This window comes from Kribbella sp. NPDC050470 (assembly GCF_044458365.1).
Taxonomy (GTDB): Bacteria; Actinomycetota; Actinomycetes; order Propionibacteriales; family Kribbellaceae; genus Kribbella.
Map to the genome: position 1 here is coordinate 47178 of NZ_JBITHV010000005.1, position 15804 is coordinate 62981.

The 15804-nt window shown below is 69.2% G+C and carries 18 protein-coding genes; 10 read left to right on the top strand and 8 right to left on the bottom strand.

Annotated features, from left to right (window positions below; all coding sequences use genetic code 11):
• Positions 1-11: 11 nt before the first annotated feature.
• A complete protein-coding gene (locus ACIBGM_RS15435) occupies positions 12-485 on the bottom strand; it encodes a MarR family winged helix-turn-helix transcriptional regulator (RefSeq protein WP_396385876.1) in 474 nt (157 codons plus the stop codon).
• 96 nt (positions 486-581) lie between these two features.
• On the opposite strand from ACIBGM_RS15435, the gene ACIBGM_RS15440 reads away from it, so the two are divergent.
• The 3 genes from ACIBGM_RS15440 (at position 582) to ACIBGM_RS15450 (ending at position 3333) form a co-directional block, all read left to right on the top strand.
• Positions 582-1880, top strand: a complete 1299-nt coding sequence (locus ACIBGM_RS15440; RefSeq protein WP_396385878.1) for an MFS transporter — start codon at positions 582-584, stop codon at positions 1878-1880.
• Positions 1881-1908: 28 nt separating this feature from the next.
• Positions 1909-2571, top strand: coding sequence for a DUF6766 family protein (locus ACIBGM_RS15445; protein WP_360518745.1), 663 nt, complete (start codon positions 1909-1911; stop codon positions 2569-2571).
• A gap of 108 nt (positions 2572-2679) precedes the next feature.
• Entirely contained in the window at positions 2680-3333 is a 654-nt protein-coding gene (locus ACIBGM_RS15450) for a hypothetical protein (protein ID WP_360518748.1), read from the top strand.
• Here the strand turns inward: ACIBGM_RS15450 and ACIBGM_RS15455 are convergent.
• The gene (locus ACIBGM_RS15455; protein ID WP_396385879.1) at positions 3317-3979 is read right to left on the bottom strand and encodes a type 1 glutamine amidotransferase domain-containing protein; all 663 of its coding nucleotides are present in this window, start codon (positions 3977-3979) and stop codon (positions 3317-3319) included. The genes ACIBGM_RS15450 and ACIBGM_RS15455 overlap by 17 nt on opposite strands.
• A gap of 73 nt (positions 3980-4052) precedes the next feature.
• Between ACIBGM_RS15455 and ACIBGM_RS15460 the strand changes: the two genes are divergently transcribed.
• Entirely contained in the window at positions 4053-4934 is an 882-nt protein-coding gene (locus ACIBGM_RS15460; RefSeq protein ID WP_396385880.1) for a LysR family transcriptional regulator, read from the top strand.
• Here ACIBGM_RS15460 and ACIBGM_RS15465 read toward each other — a convergent pair.
• The 5 genes from ACIBGM_RS15465 to ACIBGM_RS15485 form a co-directional block, all read right to left on the bottom strand.
• Entirely contained in the window at positions 4912-5631 is a 720-nt protein-coding gene (locus ACIBGM_RS15465) for a TSUP family transporter (protein WP_396385882.1), read from the bottom strand. The two genes, ACIBGM_RS15460 and ACIBGM_RS15465, sit on opposite strands and share 23 nt — an antisense overlap.
• Entirely contained in the window at positions 5621-6457 is an 837-nt protein-coding gene (locus ACIBGM_RS15470) for an alpha/beta fold hydrolase (protein ID WP_396385884.1), read from the bottom strand. The genes ACIBGM_RS15465 and ACIBGM_RS15470 overlap by 11 nt, the downstream gene beginning before the upstream one ends.
• 32 nt (positions 6458-6489) lie before the next feature.
• On the bottom strand, positions 6490-7401 hold the full coding sequence (locus tag ACIBGM_RS15475) for a Ku protein (RefSeq protein WP_360518763.1): 912 nt from the start codon (positions 7399-7401) through the stop codon (positions 6490-6492).
• 40 nt (positions 7402-7441) lie between these two features.
• Positions 7442-8308, bottom strand: a complete 867-nt coding sequence (locus ACIBGM_RS15480; protein ID WP_396385885.1) for a hypothetical protein — start codon at positions 8306-8308, stop codon at positions 7442-7444.
• An 87-nt stretch (positions 8309-8395) separates the two neighbouring features.
• Positions 8396-8569 carry a CsbD family protein gene (locus ACIBGM_RS15485; protein ID WP_360518769.1) on the bottom strand — a complete coding sequence of 58 codons (174 nt, stop codon included), beginning with the start codon at positions 8567-8569 and terminating at the stop codon, positions 8396-8398.
• A gap of 92 nt (positions 8570-8661) precedes the next feature.
• On the opposite strand from ACIBGM_RS15485, the gene ACIBGM_RS15490 reads away from it, so the two are divergent.
• From ACIBGM_RS15490 to ACIBGM_RS15510, 5 genes are read left to right on the top strand one after another with little or no spacing between them, the layout of a single operon-like run.
• Positions 8662-9672, top strand: coding sequence for a DNA topoisomerase IB (locus tag ACIBGM_RS15490; RefSeq protein WP_396385886.1), 1011 nt, complete (start codon positions 8662-8664; stop codon positions 9670-9672).
• 51 nt (positions 9673-9723) lie between these two features.
• Positions 9724-10329, top strand: coding sequence for a flavodoxin family protein (locus ACIBGM_RS15495; protein ID WP_396385887.1), 606 nt, complete (start codon positions 9724-9726; stop codon positions 10327-10329).
• 52 nt (positions 10330-10381) lie between these two features.
• Complete coding sequence (locus ACIBGM_RS15500; RefSeq protein WP_360518778.1) at positions 10382-10705, top strand: plasmid stabilization protein; 324 nt, start codon at positions 10382-10384, stop codon at positions 10703-10705.
• Positions 10705-11877: a zinc-dependent alcohol dehydrogenase gene (locus ACIBGM_RS15505; RefSeq protein WP_396385889.1), complete on the top strand. Its 1173-nt coding sequence runs from the start codon at positions 10705-10707 to the stop codon at positions 11875-11877. The genes ACIBGM_RS15500 and ACIBGM_RS15505 overlap by 1 nt, the downstream gene beginning before the upstream one ends.
• 13 nt (positions 11878-11890) lie before the next feature.
• Positions 11891-14245 carry a phosphoketolase family protein gene (locus ACIBGM_RS15510; protein ID WP_360518784.1) on the top strand — a complete coding sequence of 785 codons (2355 nt, stop codon included), beginning with the start codon at positions 11891-11893 and terminating at the stop codon, positions 14243-14245.
• 6 nt (positions 14246-14251) lie between these two features.
• On the opposite strand, the gene ACIBGM_RS15515 is transcribed toward ACIBGM_RS15510, so the two are convergent.
• Positions 14252-15043 (bottom strand): sigma-70 family RNA polymerase sigma factor, encoded by a 792-nt coding sequence (locus ACIBGM_RS15515; protein WP_360518787.1) that lies wholly within the window; start codon positions 15041-15043, stop codon positions 14252-14254.
• A 135-nt stretch (positions 15044-15178) separates the two neighbouring features.
• Here ACIBGM_RS15515 and ACIBGM_RS15520 point away from each other — a divergent pair, with 135 nt between their 5' ends.
• Entirely contained in the window at positions 15179-15802 is a 624-nt protein-coding gene (locus ACIBGM_RS15520; RefSeq protein ID WP_396385890.1) for a UdgX family uracil-DNA binding protein, read from the top strand.
• Positions 15803-15804: the final 2 nt, after the last annotated feature.

Sequence of the window (15804 nt, forward strand, 5' to 3'; positions counted from 1 at the left end):
AGCCCGGCGTGTCAGAGCCCGCAGTCGAACCCGTCGTCGTTCGGGTTCGCGTCGGCCAGGACGTCCAGGATTCTGCTCGCGCGGCGAAGGTCCTCATCTGATACATGATCGGCGAAGAACGTCGACACCACAGCCTCGACCACAGGTTGAGCAGCCGCGAGCGCCTCCCGGCCGGCCGGTGTGAGCTCGGCCCAGGTGGCCCGGCGGTCCTCGGGGGTGTTCCGGCGGACCACCCAGCCGTCCTTGTCCTCGAGCTTGCCGACCAGCCGGGTGCAGCCGCTGCGGGAGATCATCAGCTGCTCGGCCAGGGGCGCCATCCGCAGCCGGCCGCCGGCCCGGTCGAGGATCCGCAGCACCTCCTGCTCGAAGTAGCCCATCTTCAGCCGGGTGCGCAGGGTGTTGTCGAGATGCGTGAACAGCAGCGTGTCTGCGCGGTACATCGCCCGCCAGGCGCCGAGCTGCTCAGTGCTCATCGTCGTCGGCATGCCTGCAGTCTACGGCGACTGATGCGCATCGCAACAGTTGACACGTGAACTGTTTGTCTGTGTATGCTCACTCGAAACGACCTAGGGGAGGGCGACGTGAGCTGGAAGGCGGTTCAGCCGCTGCGGCACCGGGACTACCGGCTGCTGTGGACCGGTCTGGCGGTCGCGCTGCTCGGCAGCGGGCTCTGGCTCGTCGCACTGGCCTGGCAGGTGATCGAGCTCGGTGGTGGCCCCGTCCAGTTGTCGGTGGTGACGACGGCGTACAGCATCGGGCTGGTCGTCTGCGTGCTCTTCGGCGGGATCGCGGCCGACCGGCTGTCCCAGCGCAGCGTGATCATCGCGGCGGACGGCGTCCGCGGCGTCGTGCTGCTGGTCGTCGCCGGTCTGGCGTTGACCGACACGCTGGAGATCTGGCACCTGGCCGCTGCTGCGGTGCTGATCGGAGCCGGTGAGGCCTTCCTGATTCCGGCGTACACGGCGTTGGTGCCGAGGCTGCTGCCGGCCGAGGAGTTGCTCGCGGCGAACGGGCTGGAGGGCACGCTGCGGCCGCTGGCCCAGCAGGCGACCGGGCCGGCGCTGGGTGGTCTGGCGATCGCGGCGCTGTCACCTGGGGTCGCGATCCTGGTCACCGCGCTGACCTACTTCTTCTCCGCCGGGTGCGTGCTCGCGATGCGGATCCCGTCCAGCGGGTTCGAGCCGGTCGAGCCGGGTGACGTCGACGAGACCGCGGAGCCGCCGGAAGTGCGGACGATCCTCGGCGACCTGCGGGAAGGCTGGCGTTACGTACGGCGGACCCGCTGGCTGCTCGCGTCGCTGCTGTTCGGCACGGTGTTCGTGCTGCTGATCCTCGGACCGCTCGAGGTGCTGCTGCCGTTCGCCGTACGGGACCAGCTCGGTGGTGGGCCGAGTGACTTCGGCCTGGTGCTGGCCGCGTTCGGGATCGGTGGGGCGGCCGGGGCGTTGCTGATCTCGTCCCGGAAGCTGCCGCGGCGGTACCTGACGGTGATGACGTTGCTGTGGGGTGTCGGGTCGCTGCCGTTCGCGGCGCTCGGATTCGCCCGCGATCTGTGGATCATGATGGCCGGGGCGGCCGTCGTTGGCCTGACCAGCTCAGCGGCGATGGTGATCTGGGGGACGCTGCTGCAGCGGCGGGTGCCGGACCACCTGCGTGGGCGGATCGCCAGCCTGGACTTCTTCGTCTCGCTGCTGCTGATGCCCGTGTCGATGGCGCTGGCCGGTCCGGCGGGCGCCGTACTGGGGCTGACGGCCGTGTTCCTGGTCGCCGGGATCGGGCCGGCGCTGGTGTCCGTCCTGGTCGTGTACTTCGGCCGGATGCCGTCGGACGAGATCGCGCACCCGCTCGACCACGAGGAGCCGGCGCCCGCCGCTGCCTGAACCGGTTGAGAAGGGGTACCGGGGCGGCATGCGATGGATCCGACTGCGGGCGCTGCTCACGGTCAACCTCGTGCTCTTCCTGCTGTTCCTGGTGGGACTGCTGCTCACCGGGCACGCGCACGAGAACGCCGAGCTGGCCGACCACGGGCAGCCGTCGCAGAGCCTCGGTCAGTACGTCGTCTCGTCGTCCTTCGGTGAGGCGGTGTTCGAGAACTGGGAGTCCGAGTTCCTGCAGATGGGCATGTACGTGCTGCTGACGGCGTACCTGGTGCAGAAGGGGTCGGCGGAGTCCCGGCCGATCGACGAGGCCGCCCCGCAGGACGAGGATCCGCGGAAGCACCGGACCGACCGGGACGCGCCGTGGCCGGTTCGGCACGGGTCCGGGGCGTTGCTGTGGTTGTACGAGAACTCGCTGGCGATCGCCTTCGGGCTGGTGTTCCTGCTGTCGTTCTGGCTGCACGCGGTGACGGGTGCGGCGGCGTACAGCGAGGAGCAGGGGCTGCACGGTGGCGAGTCGGTGACGACCTGGGACTACCTGCAGACGTCGCAGTTCTGGTACGAGTCGTTCCAGAACTGGCAGAGCGAGTTCCTCGCGGTGGCCGCGATCGTCGGTGGGTCGATCTACCTGCGCCAGCGCCGGTCGGCACAGTCGAAACCCGTGCACGCACCGCATTCGGAGACCGGCGCCTGATTGGCCACGCCCTCGGGTGGGAACGGTGACGGGCAGCCGTTCGTTCTGAGGGTAGGTCTGTGGTGTGGGGCGGGTTCGCGTGAGGTGTGTCTTGGGTGAGGTCCGGTGATGCGTTCGCCGCTGCTGCGGCGGATCGTGATCGCAGGTGGTCTCGGAGTCGGGACCACTGGCGTGCTCGCCGGGGTGTTGTTGCTCGGCCCGCTGGCCGCCTCGATTCTGCTGGTCATCGTGTTCGCGCTCGTGTGGCCGTTGGCGGCGGTGATTCGTCATGTCGCGGATGATGCGCCGTACCAATCTGCAGTGATGGTCGCGGCGGCTGCGGCTGCCGGGGTGCTGTGCCTGCCCGGGCTGGTGCGGCTGCTGGCGTGGGGTGCGGTCGGGCTCGCGGTGGCGCTGGTCGTCGCCGGGCTGTTCATCGCGATCGAGCTCGTGACACCGGAGCGCCGGGAGCGCCCGGCGCGTGCCTCGCGGCGGCAGCGGAAGGTCGCGCGGGTGGCGGAGGAGCAGTTGCAGGAGGATGAGCGGCTCATCGCCGCCCTGCAGTGCCCGCTCAGCATCGAAGAGCTCTGCGGCGTCTGGACCGAGACCGCCACCACGCTTGCTCAGGGTGCGGGGCCGCGCGACCGCCAGGCAGTGGCCGAGGTACGGCGGATCTGCCTCGACGAGTTCGAGCGCCGCAACCCCGACGGCTTCCACCGCTGGATCGACGCCGGCGCCCCCGCCAACCCGAGCACGTACTTGCTTCCTACGCCTGGCGAATGACGTCCACCACCGCGCGGGCCGTCGACTCGGCGGACTGCGGGTTCTGGCCGGTGACCAGGCGACCGTCGGTGATCGTCTGCGATGTGAAGTTCGCGGCCGGATGGTGGATCGCGCCGCGCGCGGTCAGGGTGTCGGCCAGCAGGAACGGGACGACGTCGGTCAGGCCGACCGCCTCCTCCTCGGCGTTCGTGAAGCCGGTGACGTTCTTGCCGTCGACGAGGTAGGAACCGTCCGACAGCTTCAGGTTCACCAGCGCGGACGGGCCGTGGCAGACGGCTGCGACCACGCCGCCGCGCTCGTAGATGGCTGCCGCGAGGGAGGCAAGCGCCTCGTCGTTCGGGAAGTCCCACATCGTGCCGTGACCGCCGGCGAACAGGATCGCGTCGTACGACGAGGCGTCGAGCGCGGACGCGGTCGGGGTGTGGTCGAGGTCGACGGCGGCCAGGAACTTCTGCTGGATCGGGACGTCCTCGTTCAGCCCGTCGAGCGGCGGACGTCCACCGGCCACCGAGACCAGGTCGACGTCGAACCCGGAGTCGGTGAACACCGCCCACGGCTCGGCCGCCTCGGACACGTAGAAGCCGGTGCTGCGGCCGGTGTCGCCGAGCTCGGAGTGACTGGTGAGAGCAATGAGTACGCGAGTCATGCCGTCCATGATGGGGTGGTCCTGCTATCGGAAACCAATAGGAATCCGGGTGGCAAGCCATAGGATTCCTGATATGGCTCCATCGCTTGACCTGCTCAGGACGTTTCTGGCCGTGCACCGGGCCGGGTCGATCACCGCGGGTGCGGAGATGCTCGGCCTGTCGCAGCCGACTGTGACCGCGCAGCTCAAGTCACTCGAGGTCGCGCTGGACCGCCCGCTCTTCGAGCGGCTGCCTCGCGGTGTCCGGCCGACCAGCGCGGGCGACGAGCTGGCGCGCCGGATCGCCGAGCCGATCGACGCGCTGCAAGGGCTGGTGCGGGACGAGCTCGAGATGCCGGTCGCGGCGACGGTCCACCTCGGTGGGCCGGCTGACTTCCTGTGTCACCAGGTCCTGCCTGCGCTCGCTGACCGGCTCGCGGACGGTCTGCAGGTGCGGACGACGTTCGGGATGCCGGACGATCTGCTCGACCGGCTGCTCAACCGCAGCCTCGACCTGGTGATCAGCTCGGTCCGCCCGCGCCGGCCGGGCCTGCGCGTGACGCCCTTCTACGACGAGGTTTTCGCCCTCGTCGCCGCGCCCCGCTGGTCCACCGGCACCCCGATCACGTCACCCGAACCACTCCGCAAGATCCCCCTCGTCGCGTACGCCGAGGAGGCCCCGATCATCCGCCGGTACTGGCGCAGCGTCTTCAACACCCGCCTGACTCGTACGGCGGATCTCGTCGTACCAGACCTCCGCGGCGCCCTGGCCGCCGTCCGCGCCGGCGCAGGCGCGAGCGTCCTCCCCACCTACCTCTGCGCCAAGCCCCTGGCCTCCGGCGACCTCGTCCTCCTGGCCGATCCAGAGCTGCCACCCCTGAACACCCTGTACCTCGTCACCCGCTCGGACGCGGGCCCACGCAGCGCGGCCGCCGTCGTACGGGACGAACTCGTCAGACGCCTAGCGCGCCCTTGACCAGCGTGGTGATGCCACCGAGCAGGGCGAGGAGGAGAACCAGGAGGCGGGCGCGGTCCTCGGGGACCCGGCCGGACAGGGCCTTGCCGATGATCGCGCCGCCGGTGAGGCCGGCGGCTGCCGCGATCCACGTTCCGCCGTCGAGCCGGGGGACGCCGTTCGTCACGACCGAGAAGAGGTTCACCACGACGCCGTAGAACAGGGCGTTCGGGACGAACTCGCGGATCGTCCAGCCCGCATTCACGGCGTACAACGAGACCGGCGGACCGCCGAGGCCGGCCGAAGCGTTCATGAAGCCGCCCGCCGCGCCCGCGGCGAGGGCGCCCTTGAGTCCGCTGAGTGACGGCACCCGGACGCCGCGCATGATCACGAGTACGGCGGCCGTCACCAGAGCGCCCATCGTGATCAGCAGGGCCGGTTCCGGCAAGTGGTTCGAGAACCAGGTGCCGAGTGGGACCGTGCACCCGGACGCGAGGATCAGCGGGACCATCGCCCGCAGGCGCACCCTGTGCCAGCCGCTCGTCAGTCCGGCCAGGCAGATGAGCCCGGCGGCGCAGTTCGCCAGCGCGACGCCGTCACCCGGCCCGAGCAGCAGGACCAGCGCAGGTACGGCGACCAGCGCGAAGCCCATCCCGGTCAGCCGTTGGACCGAGGCGCCGAGCAGAACGATGCCGCCGAGCATGAGCTCAGCGGGCATGAGTGCGGATCCACTTGACTGTGTCGCGGACGAGGGTCTGGGGGTGGGCGGCCCAGCGGAAGTGGTCGCTGCGGGTGATCCCGAGCTGCTCGGCCGACAGGCTCCGCACGGTCACGTGAGCCGACCGGAGCTTGCTCGCGAGGTACGACGCACAGGCCGCCGGCGCGTAGTTGTCGCCGGGGAAGTTGATGAACAGGGCAGGTACCGACGACCGGGCCAGCGCCGCCTCGTAGTCGACCTGGCTGCCCGCGACCTTGTACCGGCCGGTCAGCGCCTCGTGACCCCAGTCGAGGACGAGCTGCTTCGCCTCCTTGCCCGCGAACGGGAACCAGCCCGGCAGGTACCCGCAGAGCAAGGTCGTCGCGAGCACCAGCTGGAGCCCCGCGAACCGGGCCAGCGAGCGGATCCCCGGCACCTTGGCCCACCAGGCCGAGCCGCTCGCGACCAGCACGATGTGGCTGATCCGGTCCGACACCGCGGAGAACAGCACTCCGAGCTGCCCGCCCAGGCTGTGCCCGACCACGGCGATCCGCTGGGTCCCGAACTCCCGGCAGACGGCCTCCACGATGGCCGGGAGCTCCAACTCGAGCACATCGGCGTACCCGAAGGAGACGCGCCGGGACGGCCGCACCGAGCTGCGGCCGGTGCCGCGGTGGTCGGCGAGTACGGCGTGGCACCCCTGCTCGGTGAGCGTGTGGGCGAGCTTCTCGTAGTACTTGGCCCGGACACCCATCGCGGGCAGGCAGAGCACGACCAGCGGGTCGGCGGCCGCGGTGCGGTGAACCTGGAGCTCGGTACTGCTGCCGTCCGGAAAAGTCACCTGCACGACCGGAGACTATAGCGAAGAAAGGTGTGCGGTCAGGCAGCTTTCTTACGGCTGGACGCCTTCTTGGCGGTGGACTTCTTCCGAGCGCCGGCCTTCTTGGCCGGTGCCTTCTTCCTGGGCGCCGACTTCTTGGCGGTCGCCTTCTTGGCGCCTCCGGAGGCACGGCGGCTGCGGGCCTCCTCGACGCTGGCGCGCAGCGCGGAGACCAGATCGGTCGACGAGGTGGCCTCCGGCTCCTCCTCGTTGAAGACGATCTCCTTGCCCTTGCGCTTGTCGGCGACCAGCTTCTTCACCCGTTCGGTGTAGGTGTCCTTGTAGGCGCTCGGCTTCCACTCGCCGCTCATCGCCTCGATCAGGTCGGCGGCCATGGTCAGCTGCTTGCCGGCGCTGGACTTGGCCGGCAGGTCGCCGAGCTCCTTGGCCGGGTCGCGGATCTCGTCGCCGAAGTACATCGTCTCCAGCACCAGGACCTTGCCCTGGGCCCGGATCGTGGCCAGGTACTCCTTGCCGCGCATCACGAACTTCGCGATCCCGGCTCGGTTGGTCTTCTTCAGCGCGTCCCGCAGCAGCGCGTACGACGACTTGTTCTCCTTGTCGGACGGGCCCAGGTAGTAGCTCTTCTGGAAGTAGATCGGGTCGATCTCGTCCAGGTCGACGAAGGTGGAGATCTCCAGTGAGCGGGACTTGCCCGGGGCGATGTCCTCGAGCTCCTCGCGCTCGACGATGACGTGCTCGCCGCCGCCGACGTCGTGCCCCTTCACGATCTTGTCGTAGTCCACCTCGCGGCCGGTGCGTTCGTTCACCCGCTTGTACCGGATCCGGTCCGACGTGCCCTCCTGGAACTGGTGGAAGTCGACCTCGTGCTCCTGGGTCGCGCTGTACAGCCCGACCGGTACCGAGACCAGCCCGAAGTTGATGTATCCGCTCCAGATCGACCGTGCCATGGCGCGCTCCTCTCCGAGATCGCCCGGCCCGGTACCCAGCTCAGAGGCGGTTGTACCGCTTCCGCGCCTCCCGGCTCTCCTTCTGCGCGTCCCGGGCGGCCCGGCGGGCTTCGTCGAGCGCGGTGCCGACCCGCCGTACCAGCTCTTGGGCGTCGGCCAGCGCCTGACGGGCCTCGTCGAGCTGGTTGTCCAGGTCCTCGACCTTCGCCTCGGCCTCCTGGGCGGCGGCGACGGCGTCCTCCAGCGCCTGCTTGGCCTTCGCTTTCTCCTTGGCCTCGCGTTCCTCTTCCGCGCGCTCGGCCTGCTCCCGCTTGCGGCGGGCGGCAGCCGACTCCTCTTCCTCGGCCGCTGTCTCGGCCTTGCGCCGGTCGCGGGCCCGCTGCCGGCGTTCGTCGGTGAGAGGCGTGACGTTGGTCGGCTCGCCGCTCTCGTCGACGACGCCGAACCCGACGTGCCGCAAGGCGCTGCTCAGCCGTCCTTCCCGTACCGCGTCGCCCGCGGCCGGATCCACCAGCGCCGCATCGAGGGTCTCGCGCAGCTTCTGGCCGACGTCCGCGCTGACCTTCTGCCCTTGCTTCTCGGACAGTTCGGTGGCGTCCTTGGCCAGCTTGTCGAGCAGTTTGTGCCGCTTCGGAGTCAGCTCGCGCAGGCGCTCGCCGTCCAGGTCCGCGGTCGCCTCGCGGAACTCGTCCCCGAGGGCCAGCAGGTCGTCCAGCTCGTCGGGCAGCTCGCGGGCGGCCAGGTTCGTCACCCAGGCGGCGACGGTCGGCTTCCGCATCGCCTTCAACCGGGTCGATCCGAGCTGGTCGCCGTCGGCCTTCAGCTGTTTGGCGAGCTCGTTGCGGGTAGCAATGAAGTCGGCAGCCGGGGCGGCGTACAGGGCGTCGGCTGCCTCTTCGAAGTCCACGCCACCGACGCTACCGGAACTGCGCCGTCCGTAGAACCACCCCGGCGCGCGGGGGATTGTGCGCCGGAGTGGCTGCTGTGGCGGCGACTACTTCTTGAAGGAATCCTTCGCCTTCTCGCCGGCCTGCTTCAGCGCGGCCACGGACTGCTCGGTGTCGCCCTTCGCCTGCAGATCGCGGTTGTCGGTCGCCTCGCCGGTCTCCTTCTTGACCTTGCCTTTGGCTTCCTTGGCGGCGTTCTTGACCTTGTCTCCGATACCCATCGGTCTCTCCTTCACGGGCTTCGGGCTTTCCCTTGCCGTCCGGGTGCCCGGGAGCCCGAGGATCCATGCATGCCGCGCGGGTATCGGACGATATGCGGTTACGACGCAGCGATCCGGACGGCCCCGGCCTGACCAGGCGGGGCCACGGCCGTGGTTTCAGCTACCTCGATCCGGACGGCAAGCGGGTCACCGACCAGGAGACGCTGGAGCGGATCCGGTCGCTGGCCATCCCGCCGGCCTGGAAGGACGTCTGGATCTGCCCGTACCCGAACGGTCACCTGCAGGCCACCGGCACCGACGACGCCGGCCGGCGGCAGTACCTGTACCACGACGACTGGCGGACGACCCAGGACGCCGGCAAACACGACCGGGTACGGCGCCTCGCCCGCAAGCTGCCCGAGTTCCGCGAGGCGGTGGACCGCGACCTGTGCCGCAAGGGGATCGACCGCGAACGGGTGCTCGCGGTCGCGCTGCGGATGCTCGACTACGGCGTCTTCCGGACCGGCAACTCCGAGTACGCCGAGGAGCACGGCAGTCGCGGCGCGGCGACCCTGCTGCGCGACGATGTCCGCGTCCGCAAGGGCAAGGTGGTGTTCGACTTCGTCGCCAAAGGCGGTGTGGACCGGGCGATCGAGCTCGACGACGACCACCTGGCCGACGCGGTCTCCTCGCTCAAACGCGCCCGGCACGGCGAGCCGGAACTGCTGGTCTACCGGGACGGGGACGGGTACCACGGGATCGACGCGACCATGATCAACGAGCGCTTCCAGGAACTGGTCGGCGACGACTTCACCGTGAAGGACCTGCGCACCTGGACCGCGACCGTACATGCCGCCGTGAACCTCGCTCAGGCCGACCCACCGACCACCAAGAAGGCTCTGAACGCCGCGGTCAAGGACATGCTCGCCGAAGTCGCCGACCACCTCGGCAACACGCCGGCCGTCGCGAGGGCGTCGTACGTCGATCCCCGGGTCGTCACGCAGTACGAGGAAGGGCGGACGATCGCGACGGCGGTCGGCCGGCACGGTGACGACCTGAACGACGAGGACACCCGCGAGGCCCTGGAGCGCTCGGTGGCACGGCTGCTCACCAGGAACGAATAGACGGCATCCCAGGGGGCACCGGCCGGGCCTATTCCAACGGGAGGAGCCGCGATGCGGGCCTTGGTCCTGAACTGCACTCTGAAGGCGTCACCGAGTGAGTCGAACACCGACCAGCTGGCAGATGTGGTGGTCGACGCGCTTCAGCAGGAGAAGGTCGACGTCGACCGGGTCCGGCTGGCCGACCTGAACATCAAGCCCGGCGTGAGCAGCGACGAGGGGACCGGGGACGAATGGCCCGGCATCCACCAGCAGCTGCTGGACAGCGACATCCTGATCGTCGCCACGCCGACCTGGGTCGGGCGGCCGTCGTCGATCGCGCAGCGGATGCTCGAGCGGATGGACGCGATGCTGAGCGAGACCGACGACGAGAACCGGCCGGTCGCGTACAACCGGGTCGCCGGGGTCATCGTCACCGGCAACGAGGACGGCGCGCACCACGTGATCTCCGAGATCAGCGGCGGGCTGGTGGACATCGGCTACACGATTCCCGGCCAGGCCTGGACGTACTGGAACAAGGGACCCGGGCCGGGTCCGAGCTACTCCGAGACCGACGAGGGGCACGAGTGGTCGGCGAAGACCGGGCGGGCGATGGTGAGCAACCTGGTGGCGGTCGCGAAGGCGCTGGCCGCGAACCCGGTGCCGGCCCCGCCGAGCTGATTGTCCGGTGGCGGCATCGGGTACCGGGCGGGCGGCGTGAAAGGAGCAGACGATGCCGGCAGGATCGAACCGGAAGCGTGAGCGGCAGTACGAGCACATCAAGGCGGGGCTGAAGAAGCGCGGCCGGAGCGAGGACACCGCGGAGGAGATCGCGGCGCGCACCGTGAACAAGGAGCGCGCGAGGGCCGGCGAGGCCAAGGAGAAGAGCCGCAGCTCCACCCAGGACATCTCCTCGGGCCGTCGTGGCGGGCTGCGGTCGCACAGCGGATCGCAGGGCCGCACCAAGGAACAGCTCTACAACGAGGCCAAGCAGAAGAACATCAAGGGCCGCTCCAAGATGAGCAAGGCCCAGCTCGAGAAGGCAGTGGGCCGCTAGTGAAGGCTCTCACCTGGCAGGGCAAGCGCTCCGTCGAGTTCACCGATGTGCCGGACCCGCGGATCCTGGAACCGACCGATGCCGTCATCAAGGTGACGACAACCGGGATCTGCGGGTCCGACCTGCACCTGTACGAGGTGATGGGCCCGTTCCTGGACCCCGGCGACATCCTCGGCCACGAGGCGATGGGCATCGTCGAGGAGACCGGGCCCGAGGTCACCAACCTGAAACCCGGCGACCGCGTGGTCGTCCCGTTCCAGATCGCGTGCGGGACCTGTTTCATGTGCAGCCGCGACCTGCAGACCCAGTGCGAGACGACCCAGGTCCGCGAACAGGGTATGGGCGCCGCGCTGTTCGGCTACACCAAGCTCTACGGACAGGTGCCCGGCGGACAAGCGGAGTACCTGCGCGTCCCGCAGGCCCAGTACGGTCCGATCAAGGTGCCGCACGGGCCGCCGGACGAGCGGTTCGTCTACTTGTCCGACGTACTCCCGACGGCGTGGCAGGCGGTCGAGTACGCCGCGACCCCGGCCGGCGGGACGCTCGTCGTCCTGGGCCTCGGCCCGATCGGAGACATGGCCTGCCGGATCGCACTCCACCGCAGGTATCGCGTGATCGGCGTCGATCTGGCTCCCGAGCGGCTGGCGCGCGCCGAGGAGTACGGCGTCGAGGTGCTCCGGTACGACGGCAAGGTCGCGGACCGGATCAAGGACCGCACCGAAGGACGCGGCCCCGACTCGGTGATCGATGCCGTCGGCATGGAGGCCCACGGCTCCCCGGTGGCGAAGGTCAGCCAGCAGCTGGCCGGCTACCTTCCGGACGCCCTGCAGCGCAAGGTGATGCAGACCGTCGGCGTGGACCGGCTGGCGGCGCTGTACCTCGCCGTCGACATCGTCCGGCGGGGCGGGACGATCTCGCTGATCGGCGTGTACGGCGGGATGGCCGACCCACTGCCGATGCTGACCATCTTCGACAAGCAGATCCAGCTCCGGATGGGCCAGGCCAACGTCCATCGGTGGTCGGACCAGATCCTCGAGCTGCTCGGCGACGAGGACCCCTTGCGGGTGGACGGTTTCGCCACCCATCACCTGCCGTTGTCGGACGGACCGGCGGCGTACGACATGTTCCAGCAGAAGCGCGACGGCGCGGTGAAGGTCCTGCTCACGCCCTGACCCGGAGGAATTCGTGCAACACATCGACGCCACCCCGCTGAGCGACGAGGAGTTGCAAGGCATCGACGCGTACTGGCGAGCGGCCAACTACCTGTCGGTCGGGCAGATCTACCTGCTCGACAACGCGTTGCTCAAGGAGCCGTTGCGGGCCGAGCACATCAAGCCCCGGCTGCTCGGGCACTGGGGTACGACGCCTGGGCTGAACCTGATCTACGCACACCTCAACCGGGTGATCCGGCTTCGCGAACGCGAGCTGATGTACGTGATCGGGCCGGGTCACGGCGGCCCGGCGATCGTGGCCAACACCTGGCTCGAGGGCAGCTGGACGGCGGCGTACCCGAACACCAGGCAGGACGAGCTCGGGATGACGCGGTTGTTCAGGCAGTTCTCGTTCCCCGGCGGCATCCCCAGCCACGTGGCGGCCGACGTGCCCGGGTCGATCAACGAGGGCGGTGAGCTCGGCTACTCGCTGAGCCACGCGTACGGCGCCGCCGCCGACAAACCGGAGCTCGTCGTCGCCTGTGTCGTCGGGGACGGCGAAGCCGAGACCGGGCCGCTCGCGACCTCGTGGCACTCGAACAAGTTCCTCGACCCGGTGCGCGACGGCGCCGTACTCCCGATCCTGCACCTGAACGGCTACAAGATCGCGAACCCGGCGCTGCTGGCCCGGATCGGCGACGAGGAGCTGACCGCGCTGCTGCAGGGCTACGGCCACGAGCCCTACTTCGTCGATGGTTCGGACCCTGCGACGGTGCACCAGGCGCTGGCCGCCGCACTGGACTACTGCCTGGACCGGATCGACGAGATCCAGCTGGAGGCGCGTACGGCGTCCGAGCGCCCGGCACGTCCCGCCTGGCCGATGATCGTGCTCAAGACGCCGAAGGGCTGGACGGGACCGCACACGGTCGACGACCAGCCGGTGGAGGACACCTGGCGATCGCATCAGGTGCCGCTGTCCGGCGTACGGACGAACGAGGAACACCTGCGGCAGCTGGAGTCCTGGCTGCGCAGCTACCGGCCCGAGGAGCTGTTCGACGAGGAGGGCCGGCCGGTCGAACTGTTGCGGGACCTCGCGCCCGGCCCGGACCTCCGGATGGGGTCGAAGGGCAACGAGCAGAGCCGTGACCTCGAACTGCCGCCGGTCGAGGAGTACGCCGTACCCGTCAAGCGGCCGGGTGCGGAGGACGGCGAGCCCACGAAGGTGTTCGGTGCCTACCTCAGGGACGCGTTCCGGCTGAATCCGGACAATCTCCGGTTGTTCGGCCCGGACGAGACCGAGTCGAACCGGCTGAACGCGGTCTACGAGGCCACGGACAAGGCGTGGCTGGCGGAACGGCGGGACACCGACGAGCATCTCGCGCCGGACGGGCGAGTGTTCGAGATTCTCAGCGAGCACACCTGCCAGGGTTGGTTGGAGGGGTACCTGCTCACCGGGCGGCACGGGCTGTTCTCGTCGTACGAGGCTTTCGTGCACATCGTCGACTCGATGGTCAACCAGCACGCGAAGTGGCTGAAGACGATCAACCGGCTCGACTGGCGGCGGCCGGTGCCGTCGCTGAACTACCTGCTCACCTCGCACGTCTGGCGGCAGGACCACAACGGGTTCTCGCACCAGGATCCCGGGTTCATCGACCACGTGGTGAACAAGAAGGCCGAGGTGGTCCGGGTCTACCTGCCGCCGGATGCGAACACGCTGCTGTCCACGATGGACCACTGCCTGCGGACCCGGAACTACGTGAATGTCGTTGTCGCAGGCAAGCAACCGCAGCCGAGCTGGCTGGATTGGGAGTCGGCCGCCCTGCACTGCGCGCGCGGGATCGGCGTCTGGGACTTCGCAAGCAACGACGAAGGTGACCCGGATGTGGTGATGGCTTGCGCGGGCGACGTACCGACGCTGGAGACGATGGCCGCGGTCGACCTGCTGCGGCAGCACGTGCCCGGGCTGCGGATCCGGGTGGTCAACGTCGTCGACCTGATGCGGCTGCAGGACCCGATGGAGCATCCGCACGGGCTGCCGGACGCCGAGTTCGACGCGTTGTTCACCACCGACAAGCCGGTGATCTTCGCGTACCACGGCTATCCGTGGCTGATCCACCGGCTGACCTACCGGCGGCACGGGCACCACAACCTGCACGTCCGCGGCTACATCGAGGAGGGTACGACGACCACGCCGTTCGACATGGTGGTGCTGAACAACCTCGACCGGTACCACCTGGCGATGGACGTGATCGACCGGGTCCCGTCGCTCGGGACCCGCGCGGTGGCGACCCGGCAGCATTTCGCCGACCAGCGCGTGCGGCATCGCGCCCACGTCACCCGGTACGGCGAGGATCTGCCGGAGGTCCGCGAGTGGCGCTGGACCTCCTGACCGGCGCTACTTGGTGACCGTCGCCGAAAGGTCGGTGCGCAAGCGGTCCAGGATGCCGCGGAGCAACCGGGAGACCTGCATCTGGCTGACGCCGAGCTCGTTGCCGATCTCCTCCTGCGTGAGGCCGTTGCGGAACCGGAGCTCGAGGATGCGCTTGTCGCGGTCGCCGAGCGAGGCGACGGCCGGCGTCAGGGTGTGGACGTTCTCGACCAGTTCGTAGCCGTCCTCGGAGTCTGCGACCGTGTCGAGCAGGCTGGTGCCGCCGTCGACGGTGCCGGGCGCGTCGAGGGACAGGGTGGTGAAGCAGCCGCGGACCGACGCGGCCTCGACCACTTCGCCGGCGTCGGTGCCGAGCGCCTCGGCGGTCTCCTTGTCCGTCGGGAGGTGCCCGAGGCGTTGGGTCAGCTCGGGTTCGGCCGCCGCGATCGAGCCCTGCATCTCCTGAACCCGGCGCGGCGGCCGGACGGTCCAGGCGCAGTCGCGAAAGTACCGCTTCAGCTCGCCCCGGATCGTCGGTACGGCGTACGAGAGAAAGGCTGTGGACGCGTCGAGCCGGTAGCCGTTCGCGGCCTTCACCAGGCCGAGGTACGCGACCTGCTCGAGGTCGTCGGGGTCGACGCCCTTGCTGCGGTAGCGCGAGGCGATCGACCGGGCCACCGGCGCGTTCAGCAGGACCACTTCGTCGAGCAGTTCCTGGTGGCGTGGGTCAGGGGTGCTGTCGGCCTCGATCAGCAGGTCGTGGGTGGTTTCTGCGATGAGCAGCTTCGAATCGGCAGGTGTTACAGGTGCGATCGTCACGGTGAGGGACCTCGTCGTGTGTCGTCCTGCAGGAGTGGCGTCAAGGCTGAACCACTTGGCTCCACCAGATCAAACTCAGCCGTTGCTTTCAACCCCCGAGGTGTTACAGGTGTTTGAACTGGGCACCGGCGGGCCGTGACGAAGTTCACTGGCGCGTCGCACTGGGTCCCGCGTGACGGTGGTCTGCGCAAGCTCACCGCGACGTTGCCCGAGTGCCGTGGCTGCGACCTGTTCGAGGACGCCGAGCGCGTCGTACCGGGAGAAGGTCCGGCGCGGGCGCGGATGATGTTGATCGGTGAACAGCCTGGTGACGTGGAGGACAAGGAAGGCCATGTCTTCGTCGGACCGGCCGGACGCCTGCTGGACAAGGCGTTGGCGGAGGCGGGGATCGATCGCTCGGCGGTGTTCCTCACCAACGCGGTCAAGCACTTCCGGTTCGAGCGGCAGGGCAAGCGCCGGATCCACAAGACGCCGGGCGCCGGTCACATCTCCGCCTGCCATCCGTGGCTGGAGCGCGAGCTGGAAGTGGTGAAGCCCACGCTGGTCGTTGTTCTCGGCGCGGTCGCGGCCCGCGCAGTCTTCGGAACCGGGTTCAAAGTCACGGAACAACGCGGTCTGCCGCAGGAACTGCCGGACGGCCGGTCCGCGGTCGCGACGGTGCATCCCTCATCGGTGGTCCGGTCGAGGGAGTACCGCCGCGACTTCGCGTCGTTCGTCGACGACCTACGGGTCGCCGTCGACCTGCTAAGGGGTGTCTGACA

Bases quoted from the DNA above. Each gene is read 5' to 3' on its own strand.
- ACIBGM_RS15450 (WP_360518748.1), top strand. From the start codon at position 2,680: ATGCGTTCGCCGCTGCTGCGGCGGATCGTGATCGCAGGTGGTCTCGGA.
- ACIBGM_RS15495 (WP_396385887.1), top strand. From the start codon at position 9,724: ATGCGGGCCTTGGTCCTGAACTGCACTCTGAAGGCGTCACCGAGTGAG.
- ACIBGM_RS15445 (WP_360518745.1), top strand. From the start codon at position 1,909: ATGCGATGGATCCGACTGCGGGCGCTGCTCACGGTCAACCTCGTGCTC.
- ACIBGM_RS15465 (WP_396385882.1), bottom strand. From the start codon at position 5,631: ATGCCCGCTGAGCTCATGCTCGGCGGCATCGTTCTGCTCGGCGCCTCG.
- ACIBGM_RS15435 (WP_396385876.1), bottom strand. From the start codon at position 485: ATGCCGACGACGATGAGCACTGAGCAGCTCGGCGCCTGGCGGGCGATG.
- ACIBGM_RS15475 (WP_360518763.1), bottom strand. From the start codon at position 7,401: ATGGCACGGTCGATCTGGAGCGGATACATCAACTTCGGGCTGGTCTCG.
- ACIBGM_RS15460 (WP_396385880.1), top strand. From the start codon at position 4,053: ATGGCTCCATCGCTTGACCTGCTCAGGACGTTTCTGGCCGTGCACCGG.
- ACIBGM_RS15485 (WP_360518769.1), bottom strand. From the start codon at position 8,569: ATGGGTATCGGAGACAAGGTCAAGAACGCCGCCAAGGAAGCCAAAGGC.
- ACIBGM_RS15500 (WP_360518778.1), top strand. From the start codon at position 10,382: ATGCCGGCAGGATCGAACCGGAAGCGTGAGCGGCAGTACGAGCACATC.
- ACIBGM_RS15455 (WP_396385879.1), bottom strand. From the start codon at position 3,979: ATGACTCGCGTACTCATTGCTCTCACCAGTCACTCCGAGCTCGGCGAC.
- ACIBGM_RS15490 (WP_396385886.1), top strand. From the start codon at position 8,662: ATGCGGTTACGACGCAGCGATCCGGACGGCCCCGGCCTGACCAGGCGG.